Here is a 15,314-nt window from a genome sequence, read left to right as displayed (position 1 = left end):
ATCCCCGTTGATCCCGCACGTCGCGCGCCGGCTGCCGTAGCAGCGCATTCCCGAGGAATCCTTATGCCCAGCTTCAACCCTTCACGGCGCACTTTCCTGAAAGCCAGCGTCGTGGCCGGGGTGTCGGTCTATATCGCACCCATCGGCGGCAAAGCCTTCGCGGCATTGTTCGAAGACAAGCTGCTGACCCCGGTCCAGTGGGACCCCAAGGCCGGCGTCCCGAAATTCCGCATCGACGGCATCGCCAAGGTCACCGGCGCCAAGGTGTTCGCGCGCGATATCCGCGCGCGCGACATGCCGCACTGGCCGCAGCAGCAATCGCACGCCTTCATCCTGCGCGCCACGCAGGCCGACCGCACCTATGAGGGCTTCGACCTCGCCGTGCTGGGCGACGACCTGAAGCCTGACCGCGTGGTCACCGCGGAAGACCTCGCCCGCGACAGCGTGGCCTTCCCCGGCTTCTACGGGGTGGACATGCTGCTGCCCGAGGGCAAGACCCCGGCCTACCTGGGCCATGCGGTGGCGATCCTGATCTACCACGATTTCGCGCGCTTCCGCTTTGCCAAGGACAAGCTCAAGTTCCGCGACGACGTGATCCGCTACGGCGCCAGGACCGGCCCGCTGGAGCGCGATCCGTGGGGCACCTTCCGCTTCGTGCGCGTGGGCGGCACCACGCCCTATGACGACGACGTGTTCTCCAGCCTGAAGAACGCGCCGGTGTTCCCCAGCATGATGCGCAAGCACCAGCCGGTGTGGCCGGATGGCAAGGACCACGGCCAGCTCGGCGAACAGGGCATGTACCATGCCGACGCGATCCGCGCGCAGCTGGCCAGGCCGCCCGAGGACTGGCTGGTGCTGGAGCGCGAATACAACTCGCAGTCAGTCGACACCGCGGCGCTGGAGCCCGACAACGCCAACTGCTGGTATGACGCCGCCGCGCAGGCACTGCACCTGGTGGTGCCGACGCAGTCCCCGATCGAGGTCGCCGAGAGCGCGGCCGAGATGCTGGCAAAGGCCAAGGGCGCGTTCCCGGTGAAGCAGGTGTTCCTGCACCCGTGCTACACCGTGGGCTACGGCTCCAAGGACCACTACAACTTCCCGTTCTACGGGCTGGTCACGGCGCTCTATGCCGAGGGCAAGCCGGTGCGCCTGGCCAATGACCGCTACGAGCAGTTCCAGACCTCGATCAAGCGCCACGCCTTCAAGATGCGCTACCGCATCGCGGTGGACCGCAAGACCGGGCTGTTCCAGGCCTTCCAGGGAGACCTGGAGGCCAACGGCGGCGGCCGCGCCAACTTCTCGCCGTCGGTGGCGATGGTGGGCGCCACCGCGGCGCAATCGATCTACTACTTCCCGAAGAACGACCTGACCGCGGTGGCAATCGCCTCGCGCGCCATCGACGCAGGCTCCGCGCGCGGCTACGGCACGCTGCAGAGCATGGCCGCGACCGAGATGATGGTCGACGAGTTCGCCGAGCAGCTCAAGCTCGACCCGATCGAGTTCCGGCTGAAAAACGCCTTGCGCTCCGGCATGAAGAACACGCAGGGCGCCATCCCGGCCGGCGCGATCCGTGTCGATGAAGTGCTGGAAGCCGCGAAGGTCCATCCGTTGTGGACCGGCCGCGCGAAGAAGAAGGCGGAGTACGAAGCCGCCAACCCCGGCCGCCGCTACGGCGTGGGCTTTGCCTGCGTGCAGAAGGACTTCGGCACCGGTGCGGAAGCTTCGTTCGCCAAGGTCGAGATGAAGGCCGACGGCAGCATCGCGCTGCACCACTCCGGCGCCGAGATCGGCACCGGCATGTCGACCTCGCAGGCCGCCGCGGTGGCGCGCTGGCTGGGCAAGCCCGCGGCCGAGGTGCGTACCTCGGTCACCGACTGGGCCGACCTGCCGGTGGTGACCTCGGGCGATCCGTACCTGATGAGCCAGGCCGAGCAGGACCGGCTGTGCGCCAACCCGCGCTGGTCGCCGTCGTACGCGTCGCCCGCCAGCGCCACCAACTCGGCCTACTACTTCACCCACAGCACGCGCGAAGCCGCGCGCGTGATCTTCATGCACGGCCTGTGGCCGGCGGCGATGGCGATCTGGAGCCAGGGCATCGGCGGCGGCCAGGCGGCCTCGCTGGTGGTGCGCGTGGAAGACGCGCGCTGGGTCGAGGGCAAGCTCAGCGCCGGCGGCCTGCAGGCGCTGCCGCTGGAGCAGCTGGCGGCCAAGGCGCATGAGATGGGCCTGGTCACCGGCGCCACCGTGCACGTCTTCAACCGCTGGCAGTGGAGCGAGGCCGATTTCGACATCAGCGGGCACGCCGCGCGGCTGCCGGTCGATGGCCTGTCGGTGCGCTACGGCGATGGCGCTGACGGCGCGCGCAAGGCGCGCATGCGCACCAGCGGCGGCTATGACGTGCTCGACCGCAAGAAGGTCTACGTCGCGACCACCCAGCGCAACAATGCCTCAGTCACGTACTACAGCGCGGTCGGCACCTTTGTCGAGCTGTCGGTGCATGAGGCCAGCGGCAAGGTCGAGGTGCTGTCGCACCACTCCATCATGGAGTGCGGCACGCAGTTGTCGCCGCAGCTGGTGTCCGGCCAGCTGCAGGGCGGCATCGCCATGGGCATCGGCCACGCGCTGCATGAATACCTGCCGCTCTACGAGGACGGCCCCGGCAACGGCACCTGGAACTTCAACCGCTACCACCTGCCGCGCGCCAGCGACGTGGCGGTGTGGACCCAGACCGGCACGGTGCTGCCGCCCGTCTCTGAAACCGACCCGCCCAAGGGCATCGCCGAAGTGGTGATGATCCCGGTGGTGGGCGCCATCGTCAATGGCATCGCGCATGCCATCGGCCACCGCTTCACCGACCTGCCGGTCACGGCCGAAAAGATCCAGGAGGTCCTCGCATGAGCATCGCCACCCAACCGCTTTCCCTGAACATCAACGGCAAGGAGGTCGGCCCGCTCGACGTGCCCGAAGGCCTGATGATGATCGACTTCCTGCATGAATACCTGGACCTGACCGGCTCGCGCCTGGGCTGCGGCCAGGGCATCTGCCATGCCTGCGTGGTGATCCACGACAAGGCCGACGGCACCAGCGAGGAAGTGCGCAGCTGCATCACCGGCGCGCACTGGTTCCAGGGCCGCAAGGTGCGCACCGTGGAAGGCCACGGCAAGCGCAACGAGAAAGGCGAGGTGGTGGAGCTGACGCCGGTGCAGCAGAAGTTCCTGGACCACTTCAGCTTCCAGTGCGGCTACTGCACGCCGGGCTTCGTCAATGGCGCCACCATCCTGGTGGAACAGCTCAAGCGCAAGCCGGTGGCAAAGGACAAGGTCGACGAGACCATCACCACCGCGCTGGACGGCCACATCTGCCGCTGCACGGGCTATGTGCGCTACTTCGAAGCCGTGAAGGACGTGATCACCAGCACGCCGGGACTGGTCAAGGACAGCGGGAGCGCCAAGTGATGCAGCGCCCCGCCTTCCTGACCTTCGCCCGCGTGGCCCTTGCCGCGCTGGCCGCCGCCGCGCTGGTGGCCGGTTGCGGCGGCAACACCGAAGCCGTCGCGCCCGCCGCCGACCAGGCGCCCAAGGGCCAGCTGCCGCCCGCCGAGCAGATCGCGCGCGGCCGCTACCTGGTGCGCGCGGCCGACTGCGCCGCCTGCCATACCGCGCCGCAGGGCGCGCCGTTTGCCGGCGGCGTGGAGCTGGCCTCGCCGTTCGGCAAGTTCTACGGCACCAACATCACGCCCGACAAGACCCACGGCATCGGCAACTGGAGCGCCGACGACTTCTACACCGCGCTGCATGACGGCAAGGCGCCGGGCAAGCACCTCTATCCGGCCATGCCGTACACCTCGTACCGCGGCCTGTCGCGCGCGGATACCGATGCCATGTATGCCTACCTGATGCAGGTGAAGCCGGCCGCCGTGCCGAACCGCCCGCACGACCTGCAGTTCCCGTACAACCTGCGTTTTGCGCTGGCGGGCTGGAACCTGCTGTTCCTGGAGGACAAGCTGCCCGATGCCTCCGCCGGCAATTCCGAGTCGTGGCAGCGCGGCCGCTACCTGTCCAACGCGCTTGGCCATTGCGCCGAATGCCATTCGCCGCGCGCCGCGTTCGGGCGGCTGGACCTGTCGAAGCCGCTGGCCGGCGCCGCGCTGGCACGCGTGGGCGCGCCGGACATCACGCCGGCCGGGCTGGCCGCACGCGGCTGGACCGCGGCCGACCTGCAGCAGTTCTTTGCCATCGGGATCGCGCCGCAGGGCTCGGCCTTCGGCGAGATGTACCCGGTGGTGCATCTGAGCAGCCAGTACCTGAACCAGGGCGACCTTGCGGCGATGACGACCTACCTGCTGGGAGACAAGCCGCCCGCACCGCAGCCAGTCAAGCCCGTCAACGCCGATGCCGCGCAACTGGCACCTGGCCGCCGCCACTATGTGGCGGTCTGCGCCGGCTGCCACGGCCGCGAGGGCGAAGGCAAGCCGCACGTGGCGGTGTCGATGGCCGGCAACTCGACCGTGCGCAACACCGACGCGCGCAACCTGATCGTGTCGATGCTCGACGGCATCGAGGCGCAGCGCTTCCCCGGCGTGGAGGCCATGCAGGACATGCCGGGCTTTGCCGCGCGCATGAGCGACGAAGAGCTGGCGCAGCTGGCCAACTACCTGCGCGCCACCTGGGGCGGCCAGCCGGCCGACGTGACGCCCGCCGCGGTCAAGGCGCTGCGCGCCGCAGGCCCCGGGCACTGACGCCCTGCCCCGGGTGTTCCATTCTGGAACACCCGGTGTCACGCGCTGGCACAGCCGTGCCGGCGCGTGACATATCCCACCCGTGCCACGCGCACGCGCCCCCCGCTTTTCCCCGTTCTTTCGTTCGATTCCCGCCCCGGCACAGCTCTTGCGATCTGCCTGCCGTGCGCACGGCAGGAAGGCCGTGACGACACCACAGAAATCACTGAACGGAGCGAGACATGAACATGGCGGAAATCGCCCAGCTGGGCGTCAGCAACCCCTACAAGCAGCAGTACGAGAACTACATCGGCGGCGCCTGGGTGCCGCCCGCCGGCGGCGAGTACTTCGAATCGATCACGCCGATCACCGGCAAGCCGTTCACGCGCGTGCCGCGCTCCGGCCAGCAGGATGTCGACGCCGCGCTGGACGCCGCGCACGCCGCCAAGGCCGCGTGGGCGCGCACCTCCACTACCGAGCGCGCCAATATCCTGAACCGCATCGCCGACCGCATCGAGGCCAACCTGAAGCTGCTGGCCGTGGCCGAGAGCATCGACAACGGCAAGCCGGTGCGCGAAACCACCGCCGCCGACCTGCCGCTGGCGGTCGACCACTTCCGCTACTTCGCCGGCTGCATCCGTGCGCAGGAAGGCGGCATCTCCGAGATCGACGCCGACACCATTGCCTACCATTTCCATGAGCCGCTGGGCGTGGTCGGCCAGATCATCCCGTGGAACTTCCCGCTGCTGATGGCCACCTGGAAGCTGGCCCCGGCGCTGGCCGCCGGCAACTGCGTGGTGCTGAAGCCGGCGGAACAGACGCCGGCCTCGATCCTGGTGCTGATGGAAGTGATCGGCGACCTGCTGCCGCCGGGCGTGATCAACGTGATCAACGGCTTCGGGCTGGAAGCCGGCAAGCCGCTGGCATCGAGCCCGCGCATCAGCAAGGTCGCCTTCACCGGCGAGACCACCACCGGCCGGCTGATCATGCAGTACGCGTCGCAGAACCTGATCCCGGTGACGCTGGAGCTGGGCGGCAAGTCGCCCAACATATTCTTCGAGGACGTGCTGGCCGCCGACGACGCCTTCTTCGACAAGGCGCTGGAAGGCTTTGCCATGTTCGCGCTGAACCAGGGCGAAGTCTGCACCTGCCCGTCGCGCGCGCTGATCCAGGAATCGATCTACGACCGCTTCATGGAGCGCGCGCTCAAGCGCGTGGCCGCGATCCGCCAGGGCCATCCGCTCGACACCGGCACCATGATCGGCGCGCAGGCGTCCGCCGAACAACTGGAGAAGATCCTGTCGTACATCGACCTGGGCCGCAAGGAAGGCGCGCAGTGCCTCACCGGCGGCGAGCGCAACGTGCTGGATGGCGACCTGGCGGGCGGCTACTACGTCAAGCCGACCGTATTCGCCGGCCACAACAAGATGCGCATCTTCCAGGAAGAGATCTTCGGGCCGGTGGTATCGGTGACCACCTTCAAGGATGAGGAAGAGGCGCTGGCCATCGCCAACGACACGCTCTACGGGCTCGGTGCGGGTGTCTGGACACGTGACGGCGCGCGCGCATTCCGCATGGGCCGCGGCATCCAGGCGGGGCGCGTGTGGACCAACTGCTACCACGCCTACCCCGCGCATGCCGCATTCGGGGGCTACAAGCAGTCCGGCATCGGCCGCGAGAACCATCGCATGATGCTCGACCACTACCAGCAGACCAAGAACCTGCTGGTGAGCTACAGCCCCAACGCGCTCGGGTTCTTCTGACCATGGCGGGCTCGACGTCCGCTCCCGCCACCGCGCCGGTCGCACGCGTGGTGGCAACCCAGGCCGCGCTCACGCTGATCGCAGAGCTGGCCGCTCGGCATGGCCCGCTGATGTTCCACCAGTCCGGCGGCTGCTGCGACGGCAGCGCGCCGATGTGCTACCCCGCCGGCGAACTGCTGGTGGGTGCGGCCGATGTCTGCCTGGGCGAGATCGGCGGCGCGGCGTTCTATATGACGCGGGCGCAGTTCGAGTACTGGCAGCACACGCGGCTGGTGATCGATGTGGTGCCGGGGGCGGGCGGGATGTTCTCGCTGGAGGGACGGACGGGGAAGCGGTTCCTGACCCGGTCGGAGTTGTTCAGCGACGATGAGGCCGCGTGGCTGGCGGCGCAGCCGGGGTTGTGAGGATGATTGCTTGCTGATGTCGGTAGTTGCTTGCCGACGGAGTGCTCCCCTCTCCCGCAAGCGGGAGAGGGGAGCAAACAAGCGGGATAGGAAGTCCTTCAGCGCTCCGCTTCCTCGTCGCCGTCCAACCCCTCCCTCAACCTCCGATAGATCGTATTGCGCGACACCCCCAGCTCGCGCGCTGCGTGGCTGACATTGCCGCCGTGCCTCGCGAGCGCCTGCCGGATCAGGCCAGCTTCCCAGTCGCGCATCCGGCTGGCCTTTGAGGACGCCGGCGCCTGCACGGGAGCCGCCGCGTCACAGCGCTCCACCTCATCGCCACACTCCTGCTCAAACCCTTCCGGCAGGTGTTCCACCCCGATCTCCGCCTCCCCTTCCGCCAGGATCGCCGCCGTGCGCAGCACGTTGGCAAGCTGCCGGATATTGCCCGGCCACGGGTGCCGGCGCAGCAGCGCCAGCACCTGCGCATCGACATGCACCGGGGACGGCAAGCCGGCGTCTTCGCCCTGCCGCTGCAGGATGCGATCGACCAGCAGCGGCAGGTCGCTGCGCTCGCATAGCGGCGGCAGGGTCACGGCCAGGGCATTGATGCGGTAGTACAGGTCTTCGCGGAAAGCGCCATCGGCAATCATCGCGCGCAGGTCGCGGTGGGTGGCGCAGACCACGCGCACATCGACCGGCAGCGCGCGGGCGCTGCCCAGCGGGGTGACCGCGCGCTCCTGCAGCACGCGCATCAGCCGCACCTGCTGTGCCAGCGGCATGTCGCCGATCTCGTCCAGGAACAGCGTGCCGCCGTGCGCCTGCACGACCTTGCCCTCGCTGCCGCGGCGGCGCGCGCCGGTGAAGGCGCCTTCTTCGTAGCCGAACAGTTCGGCCTCGATCAGCGATTCGGGGATGGCCGCGCAGTTGACCGCAACGAAAGGCCCGCCGGCGCGTGGCGAGGCAGCATGGATGGCGCGCGCCAGCCACTCCTTGCCGGTGCCGGTGCGGCCCTGGACCAGGATGGTGATACCGCGCCCGCTGACCTTGCGCACGCGGCGCAGCACCGCGGCCACGGCGGCGTCGCCGGTATCGAGCGCTGCCAGTGCCGGCGGCAGCGGATCTTCGGCACTGGGCTGGCGCACCGCGATGGGCGCGGCCAGGTATTCGATGCGGGCAAACACCTGCACCCGGCTGGGCAGCGTCAGCGTCTGCAGCGATCCTGCAGCGCCGCTGCGCGCCTGCATCGCCACGCGCACCGGCTGGCCGAACAGCCCGGCAAAGCCGGCTGCCGCCAGCGCGTGCGGGGCCAGCCCCAGCTGGAACAGGCCACTGCGGTTGGCAGCCAGGAAGGCACCGTCGGGCGAGAACGCCGCCATGCCCTCGAACAGCGTGCCGACGAACTCGGGCCGCGCATGGAAGCGCACCAGCAGCGCGTCCGGGAAGTGGTTGGCAAACAGGTGGTTCTCGATCATCTGCGCCGACATCCGCACCAGCGCCATGGTGTGCCGGTGGAAGCCGCGATGATCGCCGCTGACGTCGAGCGCGCCCAGCAGGGTACCGGTCGGGCTGGCGATCGGCGCGCATGAGCAGGTCAGCTGGTGGTTGGATTCGAGGAAATGCTCGCTGGCGTGGATCAGGGTGGGGCGGGCCTCGGCCAGTGCGGTGCCGATGGCGTTGGTGCCCTTGCTCGGCTCTGACCACGACACCCCCGGTGCCAGCGCAACGCGCCGCGCCCGCGCGACGAAGTCGCCGTCGCCCAGGCTGTGCAGGATCACGCCGCTGCTGTCGGTCAGCAGCACCATGCTGTCAGTATTGGCGATCTGCGCGTGCAGGGTCTCCATCACCGGCAAGGCATGGCGGTACAGGTCGCGGCTGGCGTCCACCAGCTCACCCAGCGCGCGCGGGCTGACGGCATCGAAGCCGGGCGCATGGCGCGCATCCAGCCCGAAGTCGGCAGAGCGCGCATGCGCGCGCGCGATCAGGCCGGCGCGGTCGGCATCGGCCGGGTCGACATGGGCAGCCTGGCGGGCAACATCGGAAGGCGCAGCGGGATGGGCGGCACGGTGCATGACGGCGGGTCTCCTGTATCAGCAGGCGGCGCGCGTCGCGGCCGCTGCCCTGCCGTCCCGTGGCGCGTGCCGTGCAGCTCAGGTGCGGCGGCAGGCCGGGCGGCTGTAGTCCGGCAACCTTATCACAGGCTCCCGGCCATGCATTGCCCCCGCAACATGCCGGGCCGGGATCAGCGTTTTTCGTCGAGCAGGTCGTTCAGGATCTCGTCGAAGGTGGCCTGGGCATCTTCCAGCGCCTGCAGCGCCGCATCGAACGTCTGCAGCGCAAGCTTGGATGGCTTGCCGCTGCCCTGCGGCGGATAGTGGGTCTGCAAGGCGGTGAAGGCCACCTGCACCTGCCGCGTCGCCGCGACCACGCGTTCCATCGCCTGCGCCTCTTCGGCGCGGTATTGCTCGTGTTTCTGCTCGCTCATGCCTGTTTGCTCCGTATGCGCGTCGTCTCGGGAGGGGGTGCGCGCGCGTGAATGAGGTATATCGTACAAGAACTGCGCCGGCCGGCTTGCGCTGCACGCTCGCGCCTGACAAAAATGAGGTAGGCTGCGCGGCTGGGCGGCAAGGCCGGCGCTGGTGCGCCTCGCCTGGCAGCGATACTGAAGACTAGCCATGCCATTGATCACCCGCCGTACGCTGGCAGCCGCGCTGATGACTGCCAGCGGCTTCGCCTGCTACTGGACCTACCTGACGCTCAACCAGGAGCGGCTGCTGTTCGATGCGCGCCGGCGTCCGCCGCGCGACCTGCCCGACGGCATCATTGGGTACTCGCACCTGATCCCCGGCGGCGTGGTGCGCGGCTACATCTACCATACCCCCGGCGACAACGTGCGCGACCTGCTGTTCTACCTGCCCGGGCGTGGCGAGGATGTGCTCGAAACGCTGCAGTACGCGCGCTGGCTGCCCGCCGGCATGGCCTTCGCCACCTACGACTACCGCGGCCTGGGACACTCCGACGGCCTCCCGTCCGAGGGTGCCGCAGTGGCCGATGCCAGCCAGTTCCTGCTGCATGCGCGGCGTGTCTTCCCCGACACCCGCGTGCATGTGGTGGGGCGCAGCCTGGGCACCGGCGTCGCGATCCAGCTGGCGGACCTGCAGGACTTCGAGAGCCTGCAGCTGATCACGCCCTACGACTCGCTGCTTGAACTGGTGCGCAAGCGCTTCCCGCTGGTGCCGCTGCGCCAGCTGATGCGCCACCATTTCGATTCGATCTCGCATTGCAAGAAGGTCGTGCAGAGCACCAAGGTGCTGCTGGCCGAGACCGATGAAGTGGTGCCCCATGAATGCTCGGAACGGCTCATGGCCGCCTGGCCCGGCCCGGTGGCACTGCAGACCGTGCCAGCCACGGATCACTTCACCATCATCGAACGCGAGGAAACCTGGCAGGCCCTGTGCGAATTTGCCCGGCATCACAGCCAGGCCAGGCTGCGCGTGGCTACGGCACAGCCCGCCCGGCCCGCCCCGCCGGCCGCCGGCACGCCGCCCGTCGACCATGACGAGCTCGGCAATCCGTTGCCGCTGGCGGCCAGCCGCTAGGGTCAGTCAGGCAGCGGGTAAAATGCGCGCATGAAAAAAATCGCAGTCAAGGCAGGCGGCGCCGTACTGGCGCTGGCTGCAGCCGGTGCCTTGCTTGCCGGCTTTGCCGCGGTGGTAAGCCTGCGGCAGCTTCCCCCAGTCGACGCCCTGCGCGACTACCGGCCCGACGTGCCCCTGCGGATCTACACCAGCGACAATGTGCAGATCGGCGAGTTCGGCAGCGAGCACCGCGAGTTCATCCCCTTCGGCCAGATTCCCACGCGCATGGTCCAGGCGCTGCTGGCAGCCGAGGACGACCAGTTCTACCAGCACGAGGGTGTCGACATCCCCGGCGTATTGCGCGCCGCGCTGGCCAACCTGGGCCAGGGCTATGCGCAGGGCGCCTCCACCATCACCATGCAGGTGGCGCGCAATTTCTACCTGTCGCGCGAGAAGACGCTGGCGCGCAAGTGGTATGAAATGCTGCTGGCCTGGCGCATCGACCAGACCCTGCCCAAGGACCGCATCCTTGAGCTGTACATGAACCAGGTCTACCTGGGCGAGCATGCCTACGGTTTCGGCAGCGCCGCGCATGCGTACTTCGGCAAGCCGCTGGCGTCGCTGTCGCTGGCCGAGACGGCCATGCTGGCGGGGCTGCCCAAGGCCCCCTCGTCCATCAACCCGGTGGTCAACTTCCCGCGCGCCAAGCGGCGCCAGGAGTATGTGCTGGGCCGCATGCTGGCGCTGGGCATGATCAGCCAGGACGACTACCGCGAGGCCCGCGCCGCGCGCCTGGCGATCTCCGACGACAGCCCCGGCAGCTTTGCCGGGCATGCCGAGTACGTGGCCGAACTGGCGCGCCAGCTGGCGCGCGAGCGCTTTGGCGACGAGGCCTACACGCGCGGCCTGAACGTCTACACCACGGTGTCGTCGGTGCGCCAGACGCTGGCTTACGACGCGGTGCACGGCGGGCTGGAAGGCTACGCGCGGCGCCACCGCAAGTTCGTCAAGGACCTGTCGCAGGGTCCGCAGGCCGCGCTGGTATCGCTGGACGGCGCCACCGGCGCGATCGAGGCGATGGTGGGCGGCGCCGACTTTGCCACCAGCCGCTTCAACCACGCCACCCAGGCGCAGCGCCAGCCGGGCTCGACCTTCAAGCCCTTCGTCTACGCGGCGGCGCTGGAGCGCGGCGTGTCGCCCCGCACGCTGATCAACGACGCGCCGCTGCCCAATGGTTCGCGCTGGCAGCCGACCAATGACGACGGGCGCTTTGTCGGCCCCATCACCGTGCGCCAGGCGCTGGCCGAATCGCGCAACCTGCCGGCGATCCGCACGCTGCAGGCGATCGGCATCCCGTACGCGGTGGAGTTCGCCAGCCGCTTCGGCTTCGCGCCCAGACGGCTGCCGCGCTACCTGCCGCTGGCACTGGGCACCGGCACCACTTCGCCGCTGCGCCTGGCCGCGGCCTATGGCGTCTTTGCCAACGGCGGCCACCGTATCGAGCCCTACCTGATCGCGCGCATCACCGACAGCGAAGGCAAGGTGCTGTTCTCAGCCGAGCCGGCTAACACCACGGACAGCCCGGCCCCGCCGCGCGTGATCAGCGCCCGCAATGCCTTCGTCATGGACAGCCTGCTGCGCAGCGTGGTCGACGACGGCACCGGCGCCGGCGTGCGCCGCTACCTGCGCCGCGACGACGTGGCCGGCAAGACCGGCACCACCAACGATTCGGTCGACGGCTGGTTCGCGGGCTACGCCGGCGGCGTCGTCACGGTGGCGTGGATGGGCTACGACGACAACCGCAGCCTGGGCGAGCATGAATTCGGCGCCACCACCGCGCTGCCGGTGTGGGCCGCCTATATGGAGGGCCGCCTCGCGGGCGTGCCCGTGCCTGCAGCCGAAGCGCCCGCCGGCGTGGTCCGCGTGAGCGACGACTGGATGTACGCCGAGTATGCCGATGGCAGCCACGGCATCGCTGCCATCGGCTTCCCGCCACCGGCACCCGCGGCGGCGCCGGCGATCGATCCGGTCGCCAGCAACCTTGGCGGGACCGCGGCCACGGCGCCGGCTGCCCCCGCACCGACGCCCGTCACCAGCGAAGCAATTGGCCTGCCGGCGCCCGGCGCTGCCACGCCGGCCGCCCCCGCAGACGCCAGGCTGTAGACTTCGGGCTTTCCACTGTCCCGATCCCGATGTCCAGCCACGCCCCTGTACTGATCTGGTCGGTCGCCGCGCTGACCACGGCCGGCGTCCTGTTCCGCCCGTTCCGCCTGCCCGAAGCCTTCTGGGCCGCCGCCGGCGCCCTGCTGCTGTGCGTCACCGGCCTGATGGCGCTGCCCGACGCGCTGGCGGGGGTGATGCGCGGCTACGACGTGTACCTGTTTCTCGCGGGCATGATGCTGATCTCCGAGCTGGCCCGCAAGACTGGGCTGTTCGACCACGTCGCCGCGCTCGCCGTGCGCCGGGCGCGCGGCTCGGCGCTGCGGCTGTTTCTGCTGGTGTACGGCTTCGGCACGCTGGTGACGGCATTCATGTCCAACGACGCCACCGCCGTGGTGCTGACGCCCGCGGTGCTGGCCGCCACCCGCGCCGCGCGGGTCCGGCATCCGCTGCCCTACCTGTACGCGTGCGCCTTCATTGCCAATGCCGCCAGCTTCGTGCTGCCGATCTCCAACCCGGCCAACCTGGTCATCTTCGGCACACGCATGCCGCCGCTGGCGGGCTGGCTGGCGAGCTTCGCGCTGCCGTCGCTGGCCGCGGTGCTGGCCACGCTGGCGGCGCTGTGGTGGACGCAGCGCGCGGCGCTGGCCGAGCCCATCGAACATGACGTGCCGGTGCCGCCGCTGTCGCCGCAGGCCCGGCTGACCGCGCTGGGCATCGTGCTGACCGGCCTGATCCTGCTGGTGGCCTCGCTGCGCGGCAACGACCTGGGCTGGCCGACCTGCGCGGCGGGCGTGGCCACGCTGCTGCTGGTCTGCGCCACCCGGCGCGAGCTGCTGGTGCCGGCGCTGCGCGAGGTGTCATGGGGGGTGTTGCCGATGGTGGCAGGGCTGTTCGTGCTGGTGGCGGCGCTGGAGCAGACCGTGATGATCCGCCACCTGGCCGATACCGTCGCAGCGGCGTCGCGCGACGGCGGCGCGCTGGCCCTGCTGGGCGTGGGCGCGGTGGTGACGCTGGCGGGCAATATCGCCAACAACCTGCCGGCAGGCCTGATCGCCGCCTCGGCGCTGGCGGGCGGACATGCCTCGCATGCCATGACCGGTGCGGTGCTGATCGGCATTGACCTTGGCCCCAACCTGTCCGTCACCGGCTCGCTGGCCACGCTGCTGTGGCTCACGGCGCTGCGGCGCGAAGGGCATATGGTCAGCGCCGGCCAGTTCCTGCGCGTGGGGGCCGTGGTGATGCCGGCAGCGATGCTGCCGGCACTGGCGCTCTTGCTTCTTTAAGCCGCTGGCTCAGCTGGTGGCGGCGTCGTTGGCCGCGGGGGTGCTGGCGGCCTGCAGCAGGGGCCGGCGCAGGCCAGTCGCGCCATGGCGCACGGCGCTGGCGTGGTGTTCCGCCACGCCCGTTTCCACCGGCGTGGCCGGCAGCGGCACTGTGACCACATGGAGCAGCATCAGGCTGCTGCACGGAAAGGCAATCGGCATGAGTACGTTCTTCCCGACAAAAAGTCAGGCCGCGCGCTGCAGCGGCCGGGTGCCGGCGGCTTTATGGCGGGCTGCCTGGTGTCCTGAGTCAGAGATTCGTTGAGAAAATAAGTCTGTCGAGAAGTCGTGCGAGGCTAGGAACCAAGCGCAGCAAGGCTGGAGCCTTGCGAGCATTGGTGACGACGCATCGTGCGGCTTATCGGCAGACTTATTCAACGAATTTCTGATTCAGGACGCTAGCGTTGTGCAGACATTATGTGCGCTTGTCGGCGTTGCGCGGCGCGGGCTTGAGCGATGTCATGAACTATTCACGGAGCAACGTCGGCTTGTGGCGTAATCGACCCACCGCACTGCACCTTGCCATGCTCCACGCGGGTTGTTAGGCCACGGCATCTGCCATATAGTGAATCCGGCACACCCGCTGCGCAGTCATCCATCCCACCACGCATAACCATGACCAGCAAGGACGCGGCGCACCGCGCGAAGGACAGCAACGCCGGCGACGATGCCGGCCACCCCCACGCCCACAGCATCTCTGCCCGCATCCGCGCACGGCTGGAGGCCGCGCAGGAGCGCTTCCACGCCAACGACAATATTGCGCACTACATCGAGCCGGGCGAGATTGAACAGCTGCAGGCGGAAGTGCAGGCGCGCCTGGAGGACGTGCTGCGCGCGCTGGTGATCGACGTCGACAACGACCACAACACCCAGGAAACCGCGCGCCGCGTCGCCAAGATGTACCTGAAGGAGATCTTCGCCGGCCGCTACGCCAAGGCCCCGCCGGTGACCGAGTTCCCCAACGTCGGCCAGCTCAACGAACTGATGATCGTCGGCCCGCTGCGCGTGCGCAGTGCCTGCTCGCATCACCTGTGCCCGATCATCGGCAAGCTGTGGGTAGGGGTGATGCCGAACCAGCATTCCAACCTGATCGGCCTGTCCAAGTACGCGCGGCTGGCCGAATGGATCATGTGCCGGCCGCAGATCCAGGAAGAGGCGGTGGCACAGGTCGCCGACCTGCTGCAGGAAAAGATGAATCCCGACGGCCTGGCCATCGTGATGGAGGCCGAGCACTTCTGCATGCACTGGCGCGGCGTGCGCGACACCGATGCCAAGATGACCAACAGCGTGATGCGCGGCTCGTTCCTGAAGGACGACAGCCTGCGCCGCGAGTTCCTCACGCTGCTGAACCACAACCGCGGCTAGGCCGCACGCCCCGCCACCCACCA

The 15,314-nt window shown here is 69.0% G+C and carries 12 protein-coding genes; 9 read left to right on the top strand and 3 right to left on the bottom strand.

The features are described from left to right. The first annotated feature begins 63 nt into the window (after positions 1–63). The 5 genes from RS901_RS24570 (at position 64) to RS901_RS24550 (ending at position 6,884) form a co-directional block, all read left to right on the top strand. Positions 64–2,898, top strand: a complete 2,835-nt coding sequence (locus tag RS901_RS24570; protein ID WP_316156747.1) for a xanthine dehydrogenase family protein molybdopterin-binding subunit — start codon at positions 64–66, stop codon at positions 2,896–2,898. Beyond that, positions 2,895–3,455, top strand: a complete 561-nt coding sequence (locus tag RS901_RS24565; RefSeq protein WP_114135696.1) for a (2Fe-2S)-binding protein — start codon at positions 2,895–2,897, stop codon at positions 3,453–3,455. The genes RS901_RS24570 and RS901_RS24565 overlap by 4 nt, the downstream gene beginning before the upstream one ends. Beyond that, positions 3,455–4,738, top strand: coding sequence for a cytochrome c (locus RS901_RS24560; RefSeq protein ID WP_316157285.1), 1,284 nt, complete (start codon positions 3,455–3,457; stop codon positions 4,736–4,738). Before RS901_RS24565 ends, RS901_RS24560 begins: the two co-directional genes overlap by 1 nt. A 221-nt stretch (positions 4,739–4,959) precedes the next feature. Further along, the gene (gene adh, locus RS901_RS24555) at positions 4,960–6,480 is read left to right on the top strand and encodes an aldehyde dehydrogenase (RefSeq protein WP_316156746.1); all 1,521 of its coding nucleotides are present in this window, start codon (positions 4,960–4,962) and stop codon (positions 6,478–6,480) included. A 2-nt stretch (positions 6,481–6,482) separates the two neighbouring features. Next, positions 6,483–6,884 carry a DUF779 domain-containing protein gene (locus tag RS901_RS24550; protein WP_316156745.1) on the top strand — a complete coding sequence of 134 codons (402 nt, stop codon included), beginning with the start codon at positions 6,483–6,485 and terminating at the stop codon, positions 6,882–6,884. 98 nt (positions 6,885–6,982) lie between these two features. Here RS901_RS24550 and RS901_RS24545 read toward each other — a convergent pair whose 3' ends face one another. Together RS901_RS24545 and RS901_RS24540 are read right to left on the bottom strand one after the other, a co-directional pair. Beyond that, on the bottom strand, positions 6,983–8,935 hold the full coding sequence (locus RS901_RS24545; protein WP_316156744.1) for a sigma-54-dependent Fis family transcriptional regulator: 1,953 nt from the start codon (positions 8,933–8,935) through the stop codon (positions 6,983–6,985). Positions 8,936–9,105: 170 nt separating this feature from the next. Then, positions 9,106–9,348, bottom strand: a complete 243-nt coding sequence (locus RS901_RS24540) for a hypothetical protein (RefSeq protein WP_018308883.1) — start codon at positions 9,346–9,348, stop codon at positions 9,106–9,108. A 190-nt stretch (positions 9,349–9,538) separates the two neighbouring features. On the opposite strand from RS901_RS24540, the gene RS901_RS24535 reads away from it, so the two are divergent. The 3 genes from RS901_RS24535 to RS901_RS24525 are packed head-to-tail and all read left to right on the top strand — an operon-like array spanning position 9,539 to position 13,887. Then, positions 9,539–10,462 carry an alpha/beta hydrolase gene (locus RS901_RS24535; protein ID WP_316156743.1) on the top strand — a complete coding sequence of 308 codons (924 nt, stop codon included), beginning with the start codon at positions 9,539–9,541 and terminating at the stop codon, positions 10,460–10,462. A 30-nt stretch (positions 10,463–10,492) separates the two neighbouring features. After that, positions 10,493–12,604 carry a PBP1A family penicillin-binding protein gene (locus tag RS901_RS24530; RefSeq protein ID WP_316156742.1) on the top strand — a complete coding sequence of 704 codons (2,112 nt, stop codon included), beginning with the start codon at positions 10,493–10,495 and terminating at the stop codon, positions 12,602–12,604. 29 nt (positions 12,605–12,633) lie between these two features. After that, positions 12,634–13,887 (top strand): arsenic transporter, encoded by a 1,254-nt coding sequence (locus RS901_RS24525; RefSeq protein WP_316156740.1) that lies wholly within the window; start codon positions 12,634–12,636, stop codon positions 13,885–13,887. Positions 13,888–13,896: 9 nt separating this feature from the next. Here the strand turns inward: RS901_RS24525 and RS901_RS24520 are convergent, their stop codons facing one another. Next, a complete protein-coding gene (locus RS901_RS24520) occupies positions 13,897–14,088 on the bottom strand; it encodes a hypothetical protein (RefSeq protein WP_041228694.1) in 192 nt (63 codons plus the stop codon). Positions 14,089–14,541: 453 nt separating this feature from the next. Between RS901_RS24520 and folE the strand changes: the two genes are divergently transcribed. Then, complete coding sequence (gene folE / locus RS901_RS24515) at positions 14,542–15,291, top strand: GTP cyclohydrolase I (protein ID WP_316156739.1); 750 nt, start codon at positions 14,542–14,544, stop codon at positions 15,289–15,291. The last annotated feature ends 23 nt before the right edge of the window (positions 15,292–15,314 follow it).

This window comes from Cupriavidus sp. BIC8F (genome assembly GCF_032465815.1).
Lineage (GTDB): Bacteria > Pseudomonadota > Gammaproteobacteria > Burkholderiales > Burkholderiaceae > Cupriavidus > Cupriavidus necator.
This window is presented reverse-complemented; position numbering and strand designations above follow the sequence as displayed.